Below are 15,601 nucleotides of genomic sequence, written 5' to 3' on the forward strand. Positions count from 1 at the left end.
GCATCGGCGGTGGTGAACGCCGTGTCAACAGACGACGGGGAGAACGCGATGACCACGGACGGCGGCTCCGCCCGCGCGCGGCGGTCCGAGGAGCCGGTGCGCCTGCGCACGCCCGAGCACCCGACCACGCTGCCCGACTGGATGCGCGACCCGCCGCCGGCGCGGCGCACCCTGGGCACCCGGCTCACCGAGAGCGTCGCCGCGTTGCCCGGGGCCGGGGCGGTCCGGCGCCGCTGGTGGGCCTGGCAGGGGCGAGAGCGCCTGCACCAGCGCTACCCGAACACCGTCAAGATCGTCGCCATGGCCGTCTCCTTCGTGGTGAGCCTGGCCCTGGTGCTCTTCGCCTACGCGCTCTACGGCCAGCGCTGATCACGCGGCGGTGCTACCGGCACGGCGTTCGGTCCGGACCGCACCGGTCACCGCCCAGGCACCGGTCCGCAGCCGCAGCAGCAGCCCGACCAGACGGATCACCACGAACAGCATCAGACCGGCCCAGATGCCGCCGAGGCCGAGACCGAGGGCGTGCGCGAGCCAGATGGCCGGCAGGAAACCGCCCAGCGCGCCGACCACGGTGAGATTGCGCAGGTAGCGGATGTCGCCCGCGCCGATCAGCACACCGTCGAGGGCGAACACCACCCCGGCCAGGGGCAGCATCGCGGCGAACCACGGCCACGCCACCAGCGCCTGCTCGTGTACCGCGGGGTCGGAGCTGAACCAGGTCGGCACGATGCCGGCACCCGCCGCCGCGAGCACGGCGAACGCCGTACCGCAGACCGCGCCGAGCCGGCCGATCCGCCGGGCCAGCGCGCGGGCCGCCGCGTCGTCACCGGCGCCCAGCGCCGCCCCGACGAGCGCCTGCGCGGCGATGGCCAGCGCGTCGAGCACCAGCGCCGCGAAGAACCACAGCTGTACGGCGATCTGGTGGGCACCGACCGTGGCGGCACCGAACCGGGCGGCCACCGCCGTGGCGGACAGGAAACTGGCCTGGAAGGCCACTCCCCGGATCAGCAGATCGCGGCTGAGCACCAGTTGCTGACCGATGACGCGGGGGCGGGGGCGCAGCGCCGCCCGCTCGGCCACCAGCGCGGCGGCGAAGAGGACGCCGGAGAGGGTCTGCGCGATCACGTTCGCCACCGCCGAGCCGATCAGCCCCATGCCCAGCGGGTAGACCAGCACCGGGCAGAGCACGGCGGAAAGCAGGTTGGGGCCGACGACGAAGGCCAGCGGCCGGCGGGTGTCCTGCACGCCCCGCAGCCAGCCGTTCCCGGCGGCGGCGAGCAGCAGCCCGGGGGCGCCGAACGCGGCGATCCGCAACCACTCACCGGCGGCGACCGCCACCTCGCCGCCACCGGCCAGCGCGCCGGCCAGGGCGCCACCACCGAGCTGCATGCCGACGACGACCAGCAGCCCCGCGCCAAGGGCCGACCAGGATGCCTGGACGCCCTCGGCCACCGCGGCGGCACGATCCCCGGCGCCGAAGTGCCGGGCGGCCCGACCGGTCGTGCCGTACGCGACCACGGTGCCCAGCCACGCCGTGAGGGTCATCACCGTCCCGCCGACCGCCACCGCCGCCAGCGGAACCCGGCCCAGATGACCGACGACCGCGGTGTCGACGAGGACGTAGAGGGGCTCGGCGGCGAGCACCACGAGGGCGGGCAGGGCGAGCGCGGCGATCCGGCGCGGCGACGCGACCCGGTCGTTGGCGATGGTGGACTGGCTCATCGCCGCCGATCGTGGCACGGGAAGAGTAAGGGGAGCAAGCCGGTGCGCTGCTTACCGCACCGGGAGCGTCACTCGCCGGGCCGGCGAGCCGCCGCTACGCGGTCGGTGGCGCGGAGGTCGGGGAGGGGCGGAGGGGCGGTGACGCCGTACGCGCGGGACGGCTCGACGTCACCGCCGGTCGCGTACGGTCACTGACGGGTGTCCATGGAGGTCTGCAGGGCGCGGCGGGCCTGCTCACGGGCCTCGTCGGTGGTCTCGGGCTTGGGCTTGGCGGGCATGGTGGACCCCTTCCAGGGCGCGCGCCACCGGGCGCGACGGCGCGTCACGGGCGGTGCTACGACAGCCGCCCGGGAAACCGGCTCCGGGGTCACCGGAACGGCGGGTGGGCGGCGTGGTGGCCCGGGTCGGTCGACCCTGGAGAGAGGCGAGACCGGGTATGGCTCCGCCCCCTGACCTGCGCCAAAGCGGCGCCGACCGTTTCCCAAGTTATCGTTCAGGTCCACATCGTGCGCGCTGTTCCCGGCATCTGGACCAGTCGGCTCCCCGTCACCGGGCCAGGAAGTGCCAGCCGATCCACCACCAGAAGCCGAACAGACCGATCCGGCCCACCGGCACCGGGCCCACCTCGTACCGCATGATGTAGGCGCAGACCTCACCGAGGGTCGGTATGCGCGACCCCTCCCGCCGGGCCAGCCACTCGACCAGCCCGAGCAGCGCCAACCCGACCAGGAACCCGCCGATCGCCAGTGCCCGCATCATCGACGCACCAGCCCCCAGAACGCCGACAGCCACACCAACCAGCCCGCGGAGCGGACCAGCCGGTCCTCCAGCAGCGGATCGGCCAGCAGGGAGAAGGTGGGGAAATCGTCGCCGGCCGCCGCGAAGAAGGTGGCACCCTCGAAGATCCCGAAGACCACCACCGGCAGCGTCCACCAGACCGCGCCGGATCCCAACCGCTGTGGCGCCGGACGGCGCGGCACCCGGTTGCTCAGACCGAGCCAGATCAGCACCCCGCCGGCACCGAAGACGTAGACGTTGGCCTCGGTCGAGAAGGACGGGAAACGACCTCCGACCAGTGAGAGGGCGACGAGGACCGGTACGCAGACGACCGGCCGCTCCCAGGTGCGAGGGGCCTCGACGGCGAGATCGTGGGGCTGCTCCATCATCCGATTCTCCCCGCCCTGTCCAGCCACCGAAACGTCGACTCCCCCGGAGCCGACCCTGAAAGTCACCCCTGCTGGTCGACGCCGCCCCGGCGGACGCCCGCCCGCAGCTGCGCCCGGATCCGCTCGACCACCTCGTCGACCGTGCCACGGCTGGTGAAGCCGGCCGCGAGCCGGTGCCCACCGCCGCCCAGCGCGACCGCCACCCGGCTGACATCCGTCGCGCCCTTGCTGCGCAGGGAGACCGCCCACACGCCCGGCGCGGTCTGCTTGACCACGCAGCTCACGTCGGCCTCGGCGGTGCAGCGCACCGGGTCGATCAGGGCCTCCAGCACGTACGGCCGCTGCTCGTGCCGGGCCAGGTCGTCCAGGGTCGCGTACGTCCAGACCAGGCCGTGTCCGGCGGCCGCGTCGGGCTCCAGCCGGGCCCGCCCGAGCACCTCGCCGAAGAGCCGCACCGCGCCGAACGGCCGGGTGTCGAAGACCCGCCGGGAGATGTCACCCGGACGGATCCCGGTGGCCAGCAGGCGGGCCGCCATCTCGTGCACCGCCGGGGTGGTCGCGTCGAACCGGAACGAACCGGTGTCGGTGCTCAGCGCCACGTAGAGGCACTCGGCGATGCCGGCGTCCAGCGGCACACCGAGCCGGTCCAGCAGCTGCTCGGCGACCACCGACGTCGCCGCCGCGGCCGGGTCGACCAGGTTCACGTCGCCGAAGCCGGCGTTGGAGGCGTGGTGGTCGAGCACCAGCGCGGTGCCCGAACCGGTCAGCCGGTCGGCTAGTTCGCCCAGCCGCGAGTCACTCGCCGCGTCGAAGCAGATGACCAGGTCCGGCTGCGGGTCGGCGTCCTCCGCCGGCACCAGTAGCTCCAGGCCGGGCAGGCCACGCAGCGGTTCGGGCACCTCCGGCGGGCCGGGGAAGGTCGCCTGCAACCGGCGTACGCCGAGCCGCCGCAGGCCGAGCGCGAAGCCGAGCATGCTGCCCAGCGCGTCGCCGTCCGGGTTGACGTGGCAGATCAGCAGCACCCGGCCGTCGGCGGGCAGCTGCCGCACCGCCGCCACCGCGGCGGCCCAGTCGGCCTCGGTCGGCCCGACCGGCTCACCAGCCCGGGCCGGGCCGGACTGGTGAGGTGTGGCGGGATCCCTCTCGGTCAGGGCACCGCCGGAGGGTGTGGTCACCGCCCGTCCCCGCCCCGGGAATCGGTCGCGCCCTCGTTCCCGCCGGCGTCGTCCTCGGTCTCGTCGTCGCCCTCGGTCTCGTCCTCGTCGAGGCGGTACGGCTGCGCCTCGCCGGCGTACTCGGCCTTGGCCGCGAGGCGTTGCACCTCGGCGTCGGCGTTACGGGCCGCCGCGAGCAGGTCGTCGATGTGCTTGACCTGATCCTGCACGTCGTCCAGGACGAAGGTCAGGGTCGGCGAGTGTCGCAGCCCGAGGGCCTTGCCGACGGTGCTGCGCAGCATGCCCTTGGCGCTGTCCAGCGCGGCGGCGGTACCCGCCTGGGCCGCCGCGTCACCGAGCACGGTGTAGAAGACCGTGGCGTCGCGCAGATCGGCGGTTATCCGGGCGTCGGTGATGGTGATCATGCCGAGCCGGGGGTCCTTGATCTGGCTCCGCACCACCGACGCGACCAGTTCACGCACCCGCTCCGCGTGCCGGCGTACCTTGGCCGGATCCGTCATCTCCGCCACCTCCACGGCGTCCCGCTACCGGTCGGGCTCCGGTGACGCCGGCGTCACCGGAGCCCGGGCCGACCCCAACACCTCGAACCCTACCCGCGCCCCCACCCCGACGTGCGGGGCGGCAGGTGGCGCCGCCGACCGGTCAGTCGTCGTCGCCGTGCAGCTGGCGGCGCACGGAGAGCAGTTCGGCCTCTGGCCGACCGGCCACCAGGCGCTCGCACGCGTCGAGCACCTCGCGGGCGTGCGCCGCCTCGGCCGCCACGACGGCCACTCCTATCTCCGCTCGCCCGTGCAGGTCGAGCGCCCCCACCTCGGCGACCGACACCTCGAGGCGGCGCAGCGCCGCGACGATCGGCCGGACGTATGACCTCTTGGCCTTCAGCGACCGGGAGTCCCCCGGCAGCAGCAGGTCGAATACTGCGGTTGCGGTGTACATCGTCTGCGGACACTACCCGCACCCCACCCCACATGATCAAGGGGTTTACGCCGAGCGGCGTAAACCCCTTGATCAGTGCGTCACCGCAGGATCAGGCGCGAACCTTCTCCCGCATCTCGAAGGTCTCGATCACGTCACCGACCTGGACATTGTTGTAACCACCCAGGGTCAGACCGCACTCGAAGCCCTCCCGGACCTCCGTGGCGTCGTCCTTGAACCGCTTGAGCGAGCTGATCGTGAGATTGTCCGCCACGACCGTGCCGTCGCGCAGCAGGCGCGCCTTCGCGTTGCGCCGGATGACACCCGACCGGACGATGCAACCGGAGATGTTGCCGATCTTGGACGAGCGGAACACGTCGCGGATCTCCGCCGCGCCCAGCTCGACCTCCTCGTACTCCGGCTTGAGCAGGCCCTTGAGCGCCGCCTCGATCTCCTCGATGGCCTGGTAGATGACGGTGTAGTACCGGATCTCCACGCCCTCGCGGTCGGCCATCTCGCGGACCTTGTTGGAGGCCCGCACGTTGAAGCCGATGATCGTGACCGGCTCGGACGAGGCGCTCGCGAGCATGACGTTGCTCTCGGTGATCGCGCCGACGCCCCGGTCGAGGACCTTGAGCTGGACCTCCTCGGGGATGTCGAGGTTGAACAGCGCGTCCTCCAGGGCCTCCACCGAACCGGAGACGTCACCCTTGAGGATGAGGTTGAGCGACGTCTTCTCGCCCTCCTTGAGCTGCTCCATGAGCGTCTCAAGGGTGGCCCGGCCACGGGAGTTGGCGAATGCCGCCGCCCGCCGGCGGGCCTGCCGCTGCTCGGCGATCTGCCGCACCGTGCGGTCGTCCGCCGCGGCGAGGAAGGTGTCGCCCGCGCCCGGCACCGCGGTCAGGCCGAGAACCATGACCGGACGCGCCGGACCGGCCTCGGAGACCTGGTTGCCGTTCTCGTCGAGCATCGCCCGGACCCGGCCGTGCGCCCCGCCGGCGACGATCGAGTCGCCCGCCCGCAGGGTGCCCTTCTGCACCAGCACCGTCGCCACCGCACCGCGACCCTTGTCCAGGTGCGCCTCGATGGCCACACCCTGTGCCGGCCCGTCGATCGGAGCCGTCAGCTGCAACGACGCGTCGGCGGTGAGCAACACGGCTTCGAGCAGTTCCTCGATGCCGATGCCGGGCTTCGCGGCCACGTTGACAAACATGGTGTCGCCGCCGTACTCCTCGGCGACCAGACCGTACTCGGTCAGCTGCTGGCGGACCTTGTCCGGGTTGGCCTCCGGCTTGTCGACCTTGTTGACCGCGACCACGATCGGCACCTCGGCCGCCTTGGCGTGGTTCAACGCCTCGATCGTCTGCGGCATCACGCCGTCGTCGGCCGCGACCACCAGGATCACGATGTCGGTCACCTGGGCACCACGGGCACGCATGGCGGTGAACGCCTCGTGACCCGGGGTGTCGATGAAGGTCACCGCGCGGTCCTCGCCCTCGTGCGGGACGTGGACCTGGTAGGCACCGATGTGCTGGGTGATGCCCCCGGCCTCACCGGCGACGACGTTCGCCTTGCGGATGGCGTCGAGCAGCTTGGTCTTACCGTGGTCGACGTGACCCATGACGGTCACCACCGGTGCCCGGCTGACCAGCCGCTCCTCCGCGACCTCCGCGTCGAGGTCGATGTTGAACTGCGCGAGCAGCTCGCGATCCTCGTCCTCCGGGCTGACGATCTGCACGTTGAAGCCAAGGTGCTCACCCAGCAGCAGCAGGGTGTCGTCGGAGCACGACTGGGTCGCGGTGACCATCTCGCCCAGGTTGAACATCTCCTGGACCAGCGAACCCGGGTTGGCGTTGATCTTGTCGGCGAAGTCCGACAGCGAGGCGCCACGGGAGAGCCGTACCGTCTGCCCCTGACCCCGGGGAGCACCCGAGCTCATGGTCGGGGCCGACAGGTTGTCGAACTCCTGTCTGCGCTGCTTCTTGGACTTGCGGCCACGGGTCGGCTTGCCACCCGGACGCCCGAAGGCACCCGCGGCACCGCCGCCACGGCCACGGCCGCCGCCGCCCGGACGACCGCCACCACCGGCCGGCGCACCCGGGCGGAATCCACCGCCACCGGCACCGCCGCCACCACCGGGACCGCCACGGTAGCCACCGCCACCGCCGCCGCCACCACCGGGACCGCCACGGTAGCCACCGCCACCGCCGCCGCCACCACCGGGACCACCGCGGTAGCCACCGCCACCGCCGCCGCCACCACCGGGACGACCAGCACCGCCGCCACCGGGACGACCGGCACCCGGACCACCCGGGCGGCCGGGACGCTGGCTCGGCATCGACGCCGGACTCGGCCGCGGCGGCATCGAGGCGGGGCTGGGCCGCGGCGGCATCGACGCCGGACTCGGCCGCGAACCACCGGCACCTCCGGCCGGCGGACGCTGCTGACTGCCCTGGATGCCGAAGGGGTTGTTACCGGCGCCACGCGCCGGCGGGCGACCCTGCCGGCCACCAGGACCCGGATTGGGCGCACCAGGACGACCCGCGGCCGGGGAACCCGGGCGGGGCGGCATGGCACCGGGGCCGGGCCGAGGGCCCGGACGGGTACCACCGTCGGCCGGGGGCTCCCGGCGGACGTTGTCCCGCTGCTGCTGGCGGGCGGCCTGCGCGGCCTTGACCGCGGCCTCCTGCTCAGCCTTCAGCGCGGCGGCGCGCGCCTCGGCGGCGGCCACCTCGATGTCGTGAGCACTCGCCGGCTTGGCGACCGGGGCCGCCGGCGGCGGCGGACCGGGCACCGGGCCCTTCGGCTTCGGCCCGGGCACCGCCGGACGCCGTGGCGGCGTCGGCTTGGCGGTGATCCGGGGCTCGCCGGGGGTCGGCGACGGGGTCGGTGGCGCCGTCGGAGCCGGAGCGGCCGACGGCGCAGCCGTCGGGGCACCGGGACCACCCGAGGCGACGAACGCGCTGCGCAGCCGTCGGGCGACAGGCGCCTCAACGGTGCTCGACGCGGACTTGACGAACTCGCCCATCTCCTTCAGCTTGGCGAGAACGGTCTTGCTTTCGACCCCGAGCTCTTTTGCAAGCTCGTGTACGCGGGCCTTACCTGCCACTGCACTCCTCACTCCGAGGTCGTGCGGGCAGCACCCGCAGCGACCTCACTCGTGCACTTGAAGCCTGGTCATTTCTGGGACTTCATCGTGTGCTCATGTCGGTCGTCCTACCTTGCTAGCGGCCCTCGCCCGGTCGGGTGACCGGACGTGGTGGTTGACGCGTCAGGTACTTCGCGAGGGCCCCGTCATCTGGAACCCCGGCGACGCGCAGCGCGCGCCCGAAGGCACGACGCCGCACTGCCTGCGCGAAGCAGGCCGGATCCGGGTGCATGTTCGCTCCCCGACCCGGCAGTCTGCGGGCCGGATCGGGTCGGAGGCTGAAACCAGCCTCGTCGCCGACCGCGACGATCCGCAGAAGTTCACTGGCCGGCACGCGCCGTCGGCAACCCACACAGGTGCGCTCCGGCAGCGCGCGTCGTGCCACTGGTGGAAGTCTACCCCTAGCTACCCGACACCGCTCCGCCCGGTTCCCGGACGTGATCAGCGCCGGAACGCCCGGCCGGGCCGGCCTGTTCGGCGTCGGAGCGGATGTCGATCCGCCAACCGGTCAGTCGGGCAGCAAGCCGGGCATTCTGCCCCTCGCGCCCGATCGCCAGCGACAGCTGAAAGTCCGGAACGGTCACCCGAGCGGCCCGGTTGGCCAGGTCGACCACCTCTACCCGCAGCGCCTTGGCCGGCGAGAGGGCGTTGCCGACGAAGGTCGCCGGGTCGTCCGACCAGTCGATAATGTCGATCTTCTCACCGTGCAGCTCACTCATCACCGCCCGCACCCGCTGCCCCATCGGGCCGATGCAGGCGCCCTTGGCGTTGACTCCCGGCGTGGTCGACCGCACCGCGATCTTCGTACGGTGACCGGCCTCACGCGCGATCGCACCGATCTCGACCGTGCCGTCGGCGATCTCCGGCACCTCCAGGGCGAAGAGCTTCTTCACCAGGTTCGGATGCGTCCGGGACAACGTGATCTGCGGGCCGCGCATTCCCTTGGCCACGTGCACCACCACGCAACGGATCCGCTCGCCGTGGGTGTACCGCTCGCCGGGCACCTGCTCCGACTGCGGCAGCACGCCCTCCAGCTTGCCCAGGTCGACGGTGACGATGCCCTTCTCGGCCCGCGCCTCGTGCGCCTGCACCACCCCGGTGACCAGGTCACCGTCGCGGCCGACGTACTCACCGAAGTGCGCCTCGTCGGTGGCCTCCCGCAGCCGCTGGAGGATCACCTGCTTGGCGGTCATGGCGGCGATCCGCCCGAAGTCGTGCGGCGTGTCGTCCCACTCCCGCGCCACGGTGCCCTCGGGGCTCATCTCCTGGGCGTAGACCAGGGCGACGCCGGTCTTGCGGTCGATCTCCACCCGGGCGTGCGGCTGGGCACCCTCGGTGTGCCGGTACGCGGTCAGCAGCGCGGTCTCGATCGCCGCGAGGATCGTGTCGAACGGGATCTCCCGCTCGCGCTCCAGTGCGCGCAGCGCCGCGAGGTCGATGTTCACCTCTCCTCGTCCTCCACATCGTCATCGTCGTCGACGTCTTCTGATTCGGCCAGTTCGTCGAGGCGGGCGAACTCGACCTGCACCCGCCCCGGGCCGAGATCGGCGTAGGCCCACGGTGCGCGGCCGGCGTCGGTCTCCAGCACCACACGATCGTCGTCGGCCTCGACCACCCGACCGGTGACCTGCCGGTCACCGCCGGGCGGCCCGTCCGGCGCGCCGGCACCCCGCACGGTCACCCGGACCAGCCGGCCGACGTTGCGTCGCCAGTGCCGGGGCAGCGTCAACGGGCGGTCCACCCCCGGCGAGCTGACTTCGAGCTGGTACTCCCCGGCGACGATGTCGCCGCCGCTCTCCTCGGCCGCGTCCAGCGCGGTGGAGACGGCCCGCGAGACGTCGGCCACCGCGTCCAGGTTGATCCCACCGTCGGCGTCGACGATCACGCGTACCACATGTCGGCGGCCCGCCCGGGAAACCGAGAGATCCTCCAGGTCGTAGCCGGCGGCACCGACCACCGGTGCGATCACCGCCCGCAGCCGCTCGCGGCGGGCGGCGAGGTCACCACGGGATGCCTGGCCCGGCCGTGGAGCCTGGCCACCGCGGGGTTTCCCCGTCGTCCTGGTGGCACGGCCACGCTGCGTCATCTGAAGAACCCTTCCACTGCTCGCCGGCCGCCATGCCGGCACGCCACCGGTGCGGACGCGCCGGTGGCTGCGCAGAGCGTAACGCGCCGCCGGCACGAGGGCCCGAGCGGCGCACCGACGCCACCGACGCACACGGGCCACGGTGATGGTGTTGACTTGTCCGGTGGTGATGGGCAGAACGACTCGGCAGGACGGACCGTCCGCGCCTTCCCGACGCACGGTGCTGCGGGCCGGCGCGCTCCTCGTGCTCGGCGGGGCCGCCGCGCCGCTGACCGGTTGCGGTCTGCTCGACCGCGACGAGCAGCCGCCGACGCCGGATCCGCTCACCCCGCTGCTCGACGAGTCGCGGCGACTCGCGGAGGGGCTGCGGACCGCGGCCGCCGCCCATCCCGACCTGGCCGCCCGGCTCGTCCCGCTCGCCGAATCGCACGAGGCGCACGCCGCGGAACTCGCCCGGGTGATCGGCACCGCGACGGCGTCCCCCACACCGGCCGACCCTTCGCCGGCCGATCCTGCACCACCGCGTGACCGCTCGGCCACGCTGACCGCGCTGCGGCAGGCCGAACGCGCGGGCCGGGAGTCGGCGACCCGGGCCTGCGCCGAGGCGCCCGCCGAGCGCGCCGCGCTGCTCGGCTCCGTCGCCGCCGCCCGCGCCACCCACCTGGAGGCGCTCAAATGATCATGAGCGGGCGAAGCGGAGTGCAGTCATGAGCGCGCCGGCCGGACCGGCCGAGGCGCTCGCCGGCGCCCTGACCGCCGAGTACGCCGCGATCTGGGCCTACGGCCCCATCGGGGTACGACTGTCCGACGCGGAACGCAAGGCGGCGGTCGAGGCGGAGGCCGCCCATCGGGGTCGGCGGGACGCCCTGGTGCTGCAACTGAGCACCGCCGGCAACGTCGTACCGCCGGATCGGGCCGGATATGCCCTGCCCTTCCCGGTGACCGACCGGGCCAGCGCGCTGCGGCTCGCGGTCGAGGTGGAGGAGCGCACAGCGGCGTTCTGGCGGGCGACGCTGCCGGCCAGCACCGGCGCCGAACGGGACCGGGCCCTGGCCGCCCTGATCGAGTACGCGGTGCGGGCGACGCGGTGGCGACGCAGCGCCGGCGTCACCCCGTTGACCGTGCCCTTCCCGGGCCGCCCCGCCTGAGCGGGCCGCCCGTTCGGACTGGCCGCCGGCGCCGGGGCGGCCGACGGTAGGCGAGATCACGCCCATGCCGGTTGCGGTCCGCATACCAGGTATGCATACTCCGGTTCCATGTCCATCCGTCACGGCCTGCTCGCGCTGCTCGAACGCGGGCAGATGTACGGCTACCAGCTGCGGGCCGCCTTCGAGGAGTCGACCGGCTCGACCTGGCCGCTGAACATCGGGCAGGTCTACACCACGCTGTCCCGGCTGGAACGGGACGGGCTGGTGAGATCGCTGCCGGAGAGCGAGGCCGGGCAGCGGCCGTACCAGATCACCGACGCCGGGCGGGCGGACCTGGCCCTGTGGTTCGCCACTCCGATCAGCCGCAACGATCGCCCCCGCGACGAGTTGGCGATCAAGCTGGCGCTGGCGTTGACCACCCCCGGCGTGGACGTCCGCGCGGTGGTGCAGACGCAGCGCACCGCCACCATGCGCACACTGCAGGAGTTGACCCGGTTGAAGTATTCCAGCGACAGCCCGGAGGACCTGCCGTGGCGGCTGGTGCTGGACGCCATGGTGTTCCAGGCCGAGGCCGAGGTGCGCTGGCTCGACCACTGCGAGACCAGCCTGGTGCGGCACCGCCCCCCGGCTCCCGGTCCGGCGCCCCTCTCCGAGGCGGTGGGCCACAGCGGTGAGGAGGCCCGACGGTGAATGCCGCCGGCGGGCCGATGCCGGCCGCTCCCGACCCCGGCACGGCGCCCGCCTCCGCCGGGACGCCCGGCGGCGTCACCCCCGGCCCGGCCGGCAGGGCGGTGCTCGACCTGCGTGACGTGCACCGCACCCACGGCAACGGCCCGGCCGCCGTGCACGCTCTGCGCGGAGTGAGCCTGGTCGTACGCCCCGGCGAGCTGGTCGCCGTGATGGGCCCCTCCGGTTCCGGCAAGTCCACGCTGCTCACGCTGGCCGGCGGGCTGGACAGCCCGACCGCCGGTGAGGTGCACGTCGAGGGGCAACCGCTGCACGCCCTGGATCGCCGCGGACTGGCGCGGCTGCGCCGCCGACGGGTCGGCTACATCTTCCAGAACCTCAACCTCATCGGCAGCCTGACCGCCGCGGAGAACGTCGCGCTCCCCCTCGAACTGGACGGCTCGGGCGTCCGCCCGGCCCGCCGGCTGGCCCTCGACGCGCTGACCGAGGTGGGCCTGGCGGAGCTGGGCGACCGATTCCCGGACCAGCTCTCCGGCGGGCAGCAGCAGCGCGTCGCCATCGCCCGGGCGTTGGTGGGGCAGCGGCGCCTCGTCCTGGCCGACGAGCCGACCGGCGCGCTGGACTCGCAGACCGGGGAGGCGGTGCTGCGACTGCTGCGCCGCCGGATCGACGCCGGGGCCGCCGGGGTGCTGGTCACCCACGAGGCCCGGCACGCCGCCTGGGCGGACCGGGTGGTCTTCCTGCGCGACGGTGTGACGGTCGACTCGACGGCCCCACTGGTCGGCGTCGACGCCCTGCTCAGCGGCAGCGGCCGGTGAGTGGCGGACCGGATCGACCACCCGGCGGGGCGCGGCTGGCCGAGGCGGTCGGATCATGGCGGGCCGCCCTGCGCATCGCCCGGCGCGAGGCGAGGCGGGCCCGGGGACGTACCGCCCTGGTGCTGGCGATGATCATCCTGCCGGTACTGGCCCTCAGCTTCGTGGTGGTCAGTGTGGACATGGCCCGGCTGACCCCGGGCGAGCAGATGGACCGCCGGCTCGGCAGCGCCGACGCGGAACTGCGGGTGGTGTCGACCGGGCCGGTCGAGCAGAACGCCGACGGCAGCAGCTGGTCGGCGACGGACGAGGACGGCACGGCGCGGTCGGGGCCGGTCACCGCGGAACAGGTCACCGCGCTGCTCCCCACCGGCAGCCAGGTCCTGGCGGTGTGCCGCTGGGTGCCGTTCGCCGCCTGGCACGAGGACCGGGTCCGCGACGACCTCTCCGCCACCGTGGTCGACCTGACCGACCCCGTCGGTCGCGGATTCGCCCGGATCCACCGGGGCCGGGCACCCGCCGCCGCAGACGAGATCGCGGTGAACCTGGCCGCCGGACGCGGCCTCGACGTCGGCGTCGGCGACCGCGTCGTCGCCGGGGACGGCACGCGTACCTGGGCGGTCGTCGGCGTGGTCGAACTTCCCGAGCAGCTGAACCCCATGGTCATCCTGCACCCCGCCGGCGCGCCGCCGGAAGCGAACTCCGAAGGGGTGTTCCTGGCCAATCTGCCCGGCCCGATCACCGACGACCTCTTCCGGCGGCTCAACGCCAACGGCGTCGTGGTCGGCACCCGGGCACCCGTGCCACCGGCCATGCTGCACCGGAACATCGATCCGGCGCTCGGCGGCGTAAACGCGGAGGAGATCGGCACCGGGGTGCTGGTCGGCGGGCTCGGCCTGCTCGAGGTGGTGCTGCTGGTCGGGCCGGCGTTCGCGGTCGGCGTACGGCGGCGACGACGGGAACTCGCGCTGGTCGCGGTGGCCGGCGGCGACTCCGCCCAACTGCGCCGGGTGGTGCTCGCCGACGGTGTGGTGCTGGGCTGCGTCGGCGCCGCGACCGGTGTCACGCTCGGGGTGGTCGCGGCGTTCGCCGGCCGGCCGTTGGTCGAGCAGTTCGTCTTCCAGCACCGCTTCGGCGGGTACCGCGTCTGGCCGGCCGCCCTGGCGGTCATCGCGCTGGTCGCGGTCCTGGCCGGGGTGCTGGCGGCGCTGGCACCGGCCTGGACGGCCGCCCGGCAGGACGTGGTGGCCGGGCTCGCCGGGCGGCGCACCCCGCCGGCGCATCGACACCGGTGGCTCGCCATCGGGATGGCGCTGGCCGGCGGCGGCACCGTCGTGGCTGCCGTCGGGGCGGCCGTGACCTCCCAGGCGATCATCCTCGCCGGGTTGATCCTGGGCGAACTCGGGCTGGTGTTTGCCACCCCGACCCTGGTGGGGCTGCTGGCTCGGCTCGGCCGGTTCCTCCCGCTGGCGCCCCGGATCGCGGTACGCGACGCCAGCCGCAACCGCTCCTCGGCCGCGCCGGCCATCTCCGCCGTGATGGCCGCGGTCGCCGGCAGCGTCGCCCTCGGCTTCTTCGTGGCCAGCGACGAGGCTCGCGCCGACCAGCGTTACCGGCCGGCGCTACCGGACCGCACCCTGCTGATCACGACCTACACCGATCCCATGCTGTCGGCCCCGCCCTCCCTCGCCGAGATCGCCGGCCCGGCCCGGGAACTGCTCGGTGCCGGCACGATCGCCCCGCTGGTGGAGGCCGGCTGCCAGCCGGATTTCCACGCCTGCCTGATCACCGCGAGGATGCCAGCCGAGCGGGCCTGCCCCTGGCAGGCGCACGAGCTGCTCAGTGCGGCCGAACAGCTGCGGGCCCGCGCCGACGGCCGCTGTCATGACCCGGTCGACTACTACGACGGACCGCACCCTCGGGTCACCGTGGACGACGGCACGGCGCTGCCGCTCCTCACCGGTGTCGCGCCCCCCGATCTCGCGGCCGCCACCGCCACCCTGCGCGCCGGCGGCGCGGTGGTGACCGACGCCCGCTTCCTGGTCGACGGTCGACTGGATCTCCGGGTCGAGCCCCACGAGGAGGCACGGACGCCGGTCACCGCCACGGTGCCCGGTCATGCGCTGGAGACCGCCCTGGGCCGCAGCTGGCTGGTGCTCTCCCCCGCCGCCGCCGACCGGCTCGGGCTGGTGACCCGGCAGACCGGCTGGGCGGTCGACACCGAGGAGTCACCGGGACAGGAGCGGCAGGACGAGTTCGTCGCCGCGCTCCGCACGCTCGTTCCGACAGGGGTCGGTATCGAGTGGTACCGCGATGTCGACGACAGGCGCCCGATGCTGCTGTTCCTGGCGGCGGTCTCGGCGGTGGTCACCGTGGGCGCGGCGGGCATCGCCACCGGCCTGGCCGCCGCCGAGGGCCGGGCCGACCTGTCCACGCTCGCCGCCGTCGGCGCCGGTCCGGGCGTACGCCGGCTGCTGTCGCTCTGTCAGTCCGGCGTGATCGCGGTGCTCGGCTCGGCGCTGGGCATCGTCGCCGGCCTCGCCTCGGCCATGATCGTGCGGGCCTTCACCAACCAGCGGTACGCCGACCGGTGGCCGATCGAACCGCCGTACCCGCTGGTGATCCCCTGGCTCACCCTCGGCGTGCTGATCGTGGTGCCGCTGGTGGCGATGGCCGGCGCGGCGTTGCTCACCCGCCCGAAGCTACCGGTGGAGCGCCGCCTGGACTGATCGACCCCGA

Annotated in this window: 16 protein-coding genes and 1 pseudogene; 6 read left to right on the top strand and 11 right to left on the bottom strand. The window is 73.7% G+C overall.

Going from position 1 to position 15,601, the window contains the following annotated elements:
• Nucleotides 1–48: 48 nt before the first annotated feature.
• Nucleotides 49–369, top strand: coding sequence for a hypothetical protein (locus O7615_RS01080; RefSeq protein WP_278181936.1), 321 nt, complete (start codon nucleotides 49–51; stop codon nucleotides 367–369).
• On the opposite strand, the gene O7615_RS01085 is transcribed toward O7615_RS01080, so the two are convergent.
• The 11 genes and pseudogenes from O7615_RS01085 to rimP all read right to left on the bottom strand — a co-directional run bounded on the left by O7615_RS01085 (nucleotide 370) and on the right by rimP (nucleotide 10,212).
• Complete coding sequence (locus tag O7615_RS01085) at nucleotides 370–1,722, bottom strand: MATE family efflux transporter (protein ID WP_278175232.1); 1,353 nt, start codon at nucleotides 1,720–1,722, stop codon at nucleotides 370–372.
• A gap of 188 nt (nucleotides 1,723–1,910) precedes the next feature.
• Entirely contained in the window at nucleotides 1,911–2,048 is a 138-nt protein-coding gene (locus O7615_RS01090) for a hypothetical protein (RefSeq protein WP_278175233.1), read from the bottom strand.
• Nucleotides 2,049–2,268: 220 nt separating this feature from the next.
• On the bottom strand, nucleotides 2,269–2,478 hold the full coding sequence (locus O7615_RS01095) for a DUF6186 family protein (RefSeq protein WP_278181937.1): 210 nt from the start codon (nucleotides 2,476–2,478) through the stop codon (nucleotides 2,269–2,271).
• Entirely contained in the window at nucleotides 2,478–2,885 is a 408-nt protein-coding gene (locus O7615_RS01100) for a hypothetical protein (RefSeq protein ID WP_278181938.1), read from the bottom strand. Before O7615_RS01100 ends, O7615_RS01095 begins: the two co-directional genes overlap by 1 nt.
• A gap of 65 nt (nucleotides 2,886–2,950) precedes the next feature.
• A complete protein-coding gene (locus tag O7615_RS01105) occupies nucleotides 2,951–3,946 on the bottom strand; it encodes a bifunctional oligoribonuclease/PAP phosphatase NrnA (RefSeq protein ID WP_278181939.1) in 996 nt (331 codons plus the stop codon).
• A 113-nt stretch (nucleotides 3,947–4,059) separates the two neighbouring features.
• Nucleotides 4,060–4,563 carry a 30S ribosome-binding factor RbfA gene (gene rbfA, locus O7615_RS01110; protein WP_278175234.1) on the bottom strand — a complete coding sequence of 168 codons (504 nt, stop codon included), beginning with the start codon at nucleotides 4,561–4,563 and terminating at the stop codon, nucleotides 4,060–4,062.
• A 142-nt stretch (nucleotides 4,564–4,705) separates the two neighbouring features.
• Nucleotides 4,706–4,999, bottom strand: a complete 294-nt coding sequence (locus O7615_RS01115; protein ID WP_278175235.1) for a DUF503 domain-containing protein — start codon at nucleotides 4,997–4,999, stop codon at nucleotides 4,706–4,708.
• Between the two features lie 91 nt (nucleotides 5,000–5,090).
• Complete coding sequence (infB, locus tag O7615_RS01120) at nucleotides 5,091–8,087, bottom strand: translation initiation factor IF-2 (RefSeq protein ID WP_278175236.1); 2,997 nt, start codon at nucleotides 8,085–8,087, stop codon at nucleotides 5,091–5,093.
• 93 nt (nucleotides 8,088–8,180) lie between these two features.
• Nucleotides 8,181–8,511 (bottom strand): annotated as a pseudogene (locus tag O7615_RS01125) (YlxR family protein).
• Nucleotides 8,512–8,527: 16 nt separating this feature from the next.
• Nucleotides 8,528–9,571, bottom strand: coding sequence for a transcription termination factor NusA (gene nusA, locus O7615_RS01130; protein WP_278175237.1), 1,044 nt, complete (start codon nucleotides 9,569–9,571; stop codon nucleotides 8,528–8,530).
• Nucleotides 9,568–10,212, bottom strand: a complete 645-nt coding sequence (gene rimP / locus O7615_RS01135; protein WP_278175238.1) for a ribosome maturation factor RimP — start codon at nucleotides 10,210–10,212, stop codon at nucleotides 9,568–9,570. The genes nusA and rimP overlap by 4 nt, the downstream gene beginning before the upstream one ends.
• A 220-nt stretch (nucleotides 10,213–10,432) precedes the next feature.
• Here rimP and O7615_RS01140 point away from each other — a divergent pair, with 220 nt between their 5' ends.
• The 5 genes from O7615_RS01140 to O7615_RS01160 all read left to right on the top strand — a co-directional run bounded on the left by O7615_RS01140 (nucleotide 10,433) and on the right by O7615_RS01160 (nucleotide 15,591).
• On the top strand, nucleotides 10,433–10,891 hold the full coding sequence (locus O7615_RS01140) for a hypothetical protein (protein WP_278181941.1): 459 nt from the start codon (nucleotides 10,433–10,435) through the stop codon (nucleotides 10,889–10,891).
• 28 nt (nucleotides 10,892–10,919) lie between these two features.
• Entirely contained in the window at nucleotides 10,920–11,360 is a 441-nt protein-coding gene (locus tag O7615_RS01145; RefSeq protein ID WP_278175239.1) for a ferritin-like domain-containing protein, read from the top strand.
• Between the two features lie 108 nt (nucleotides 11,361–11,468).
• Complete coding sequence (locus tag O7615_RS01150) at nucleotides 11,469–12,050, top strand: PadR family transcriptional regulator (RefSeq protein ID WP_278175240.1); 582 nt, start codon at nucleotides 11,469–11,471, stop codon at nucleotides 12,048–12,050.
• Nucleotides 12,047–12,865 carry an ABC transporter ATP-binding protein gene (locus O7615_RS01155; RefSeq protein ID WP_278175241.1) on the top strand — a complete coding sequence of 273 codons (819 nt, stop codon included), beginning with the start codon at nucleotides 12,047–12,049 and terminating at the stop codon, nucleotides 12,863–12,865. The genes O7615_RS01150 and O7615_RS01155 overlap by 4 nt, the downstream gene beginning before the upstream one ends.
• Nucleotides 12,862–15,591, top strand: coding sequence for an ABC transporter permease (locus O7615_RS01160; protein WP_278175242.1), 2,730 nt, complete (start codon nucleotides 12,862–12,864; stop codon nucleotides 15,589–15,591). Before O7615_RS01155 ends, O7615_RS01160 begins: the two co-directional genes overlap by 4 nt.
• The last annotated feature ends 10 nt before the right edge of the window (nucleotides 15,592–15,601 follow it).

Source organism: Micromonospora sp. WMMD1082 (assembly GCF_029626175.1).
Lineage (GTDB): Bacteria > Actinomycetota > Actinomycetes > Mycobacteriales > Micromonosporaceae > Micromonospora.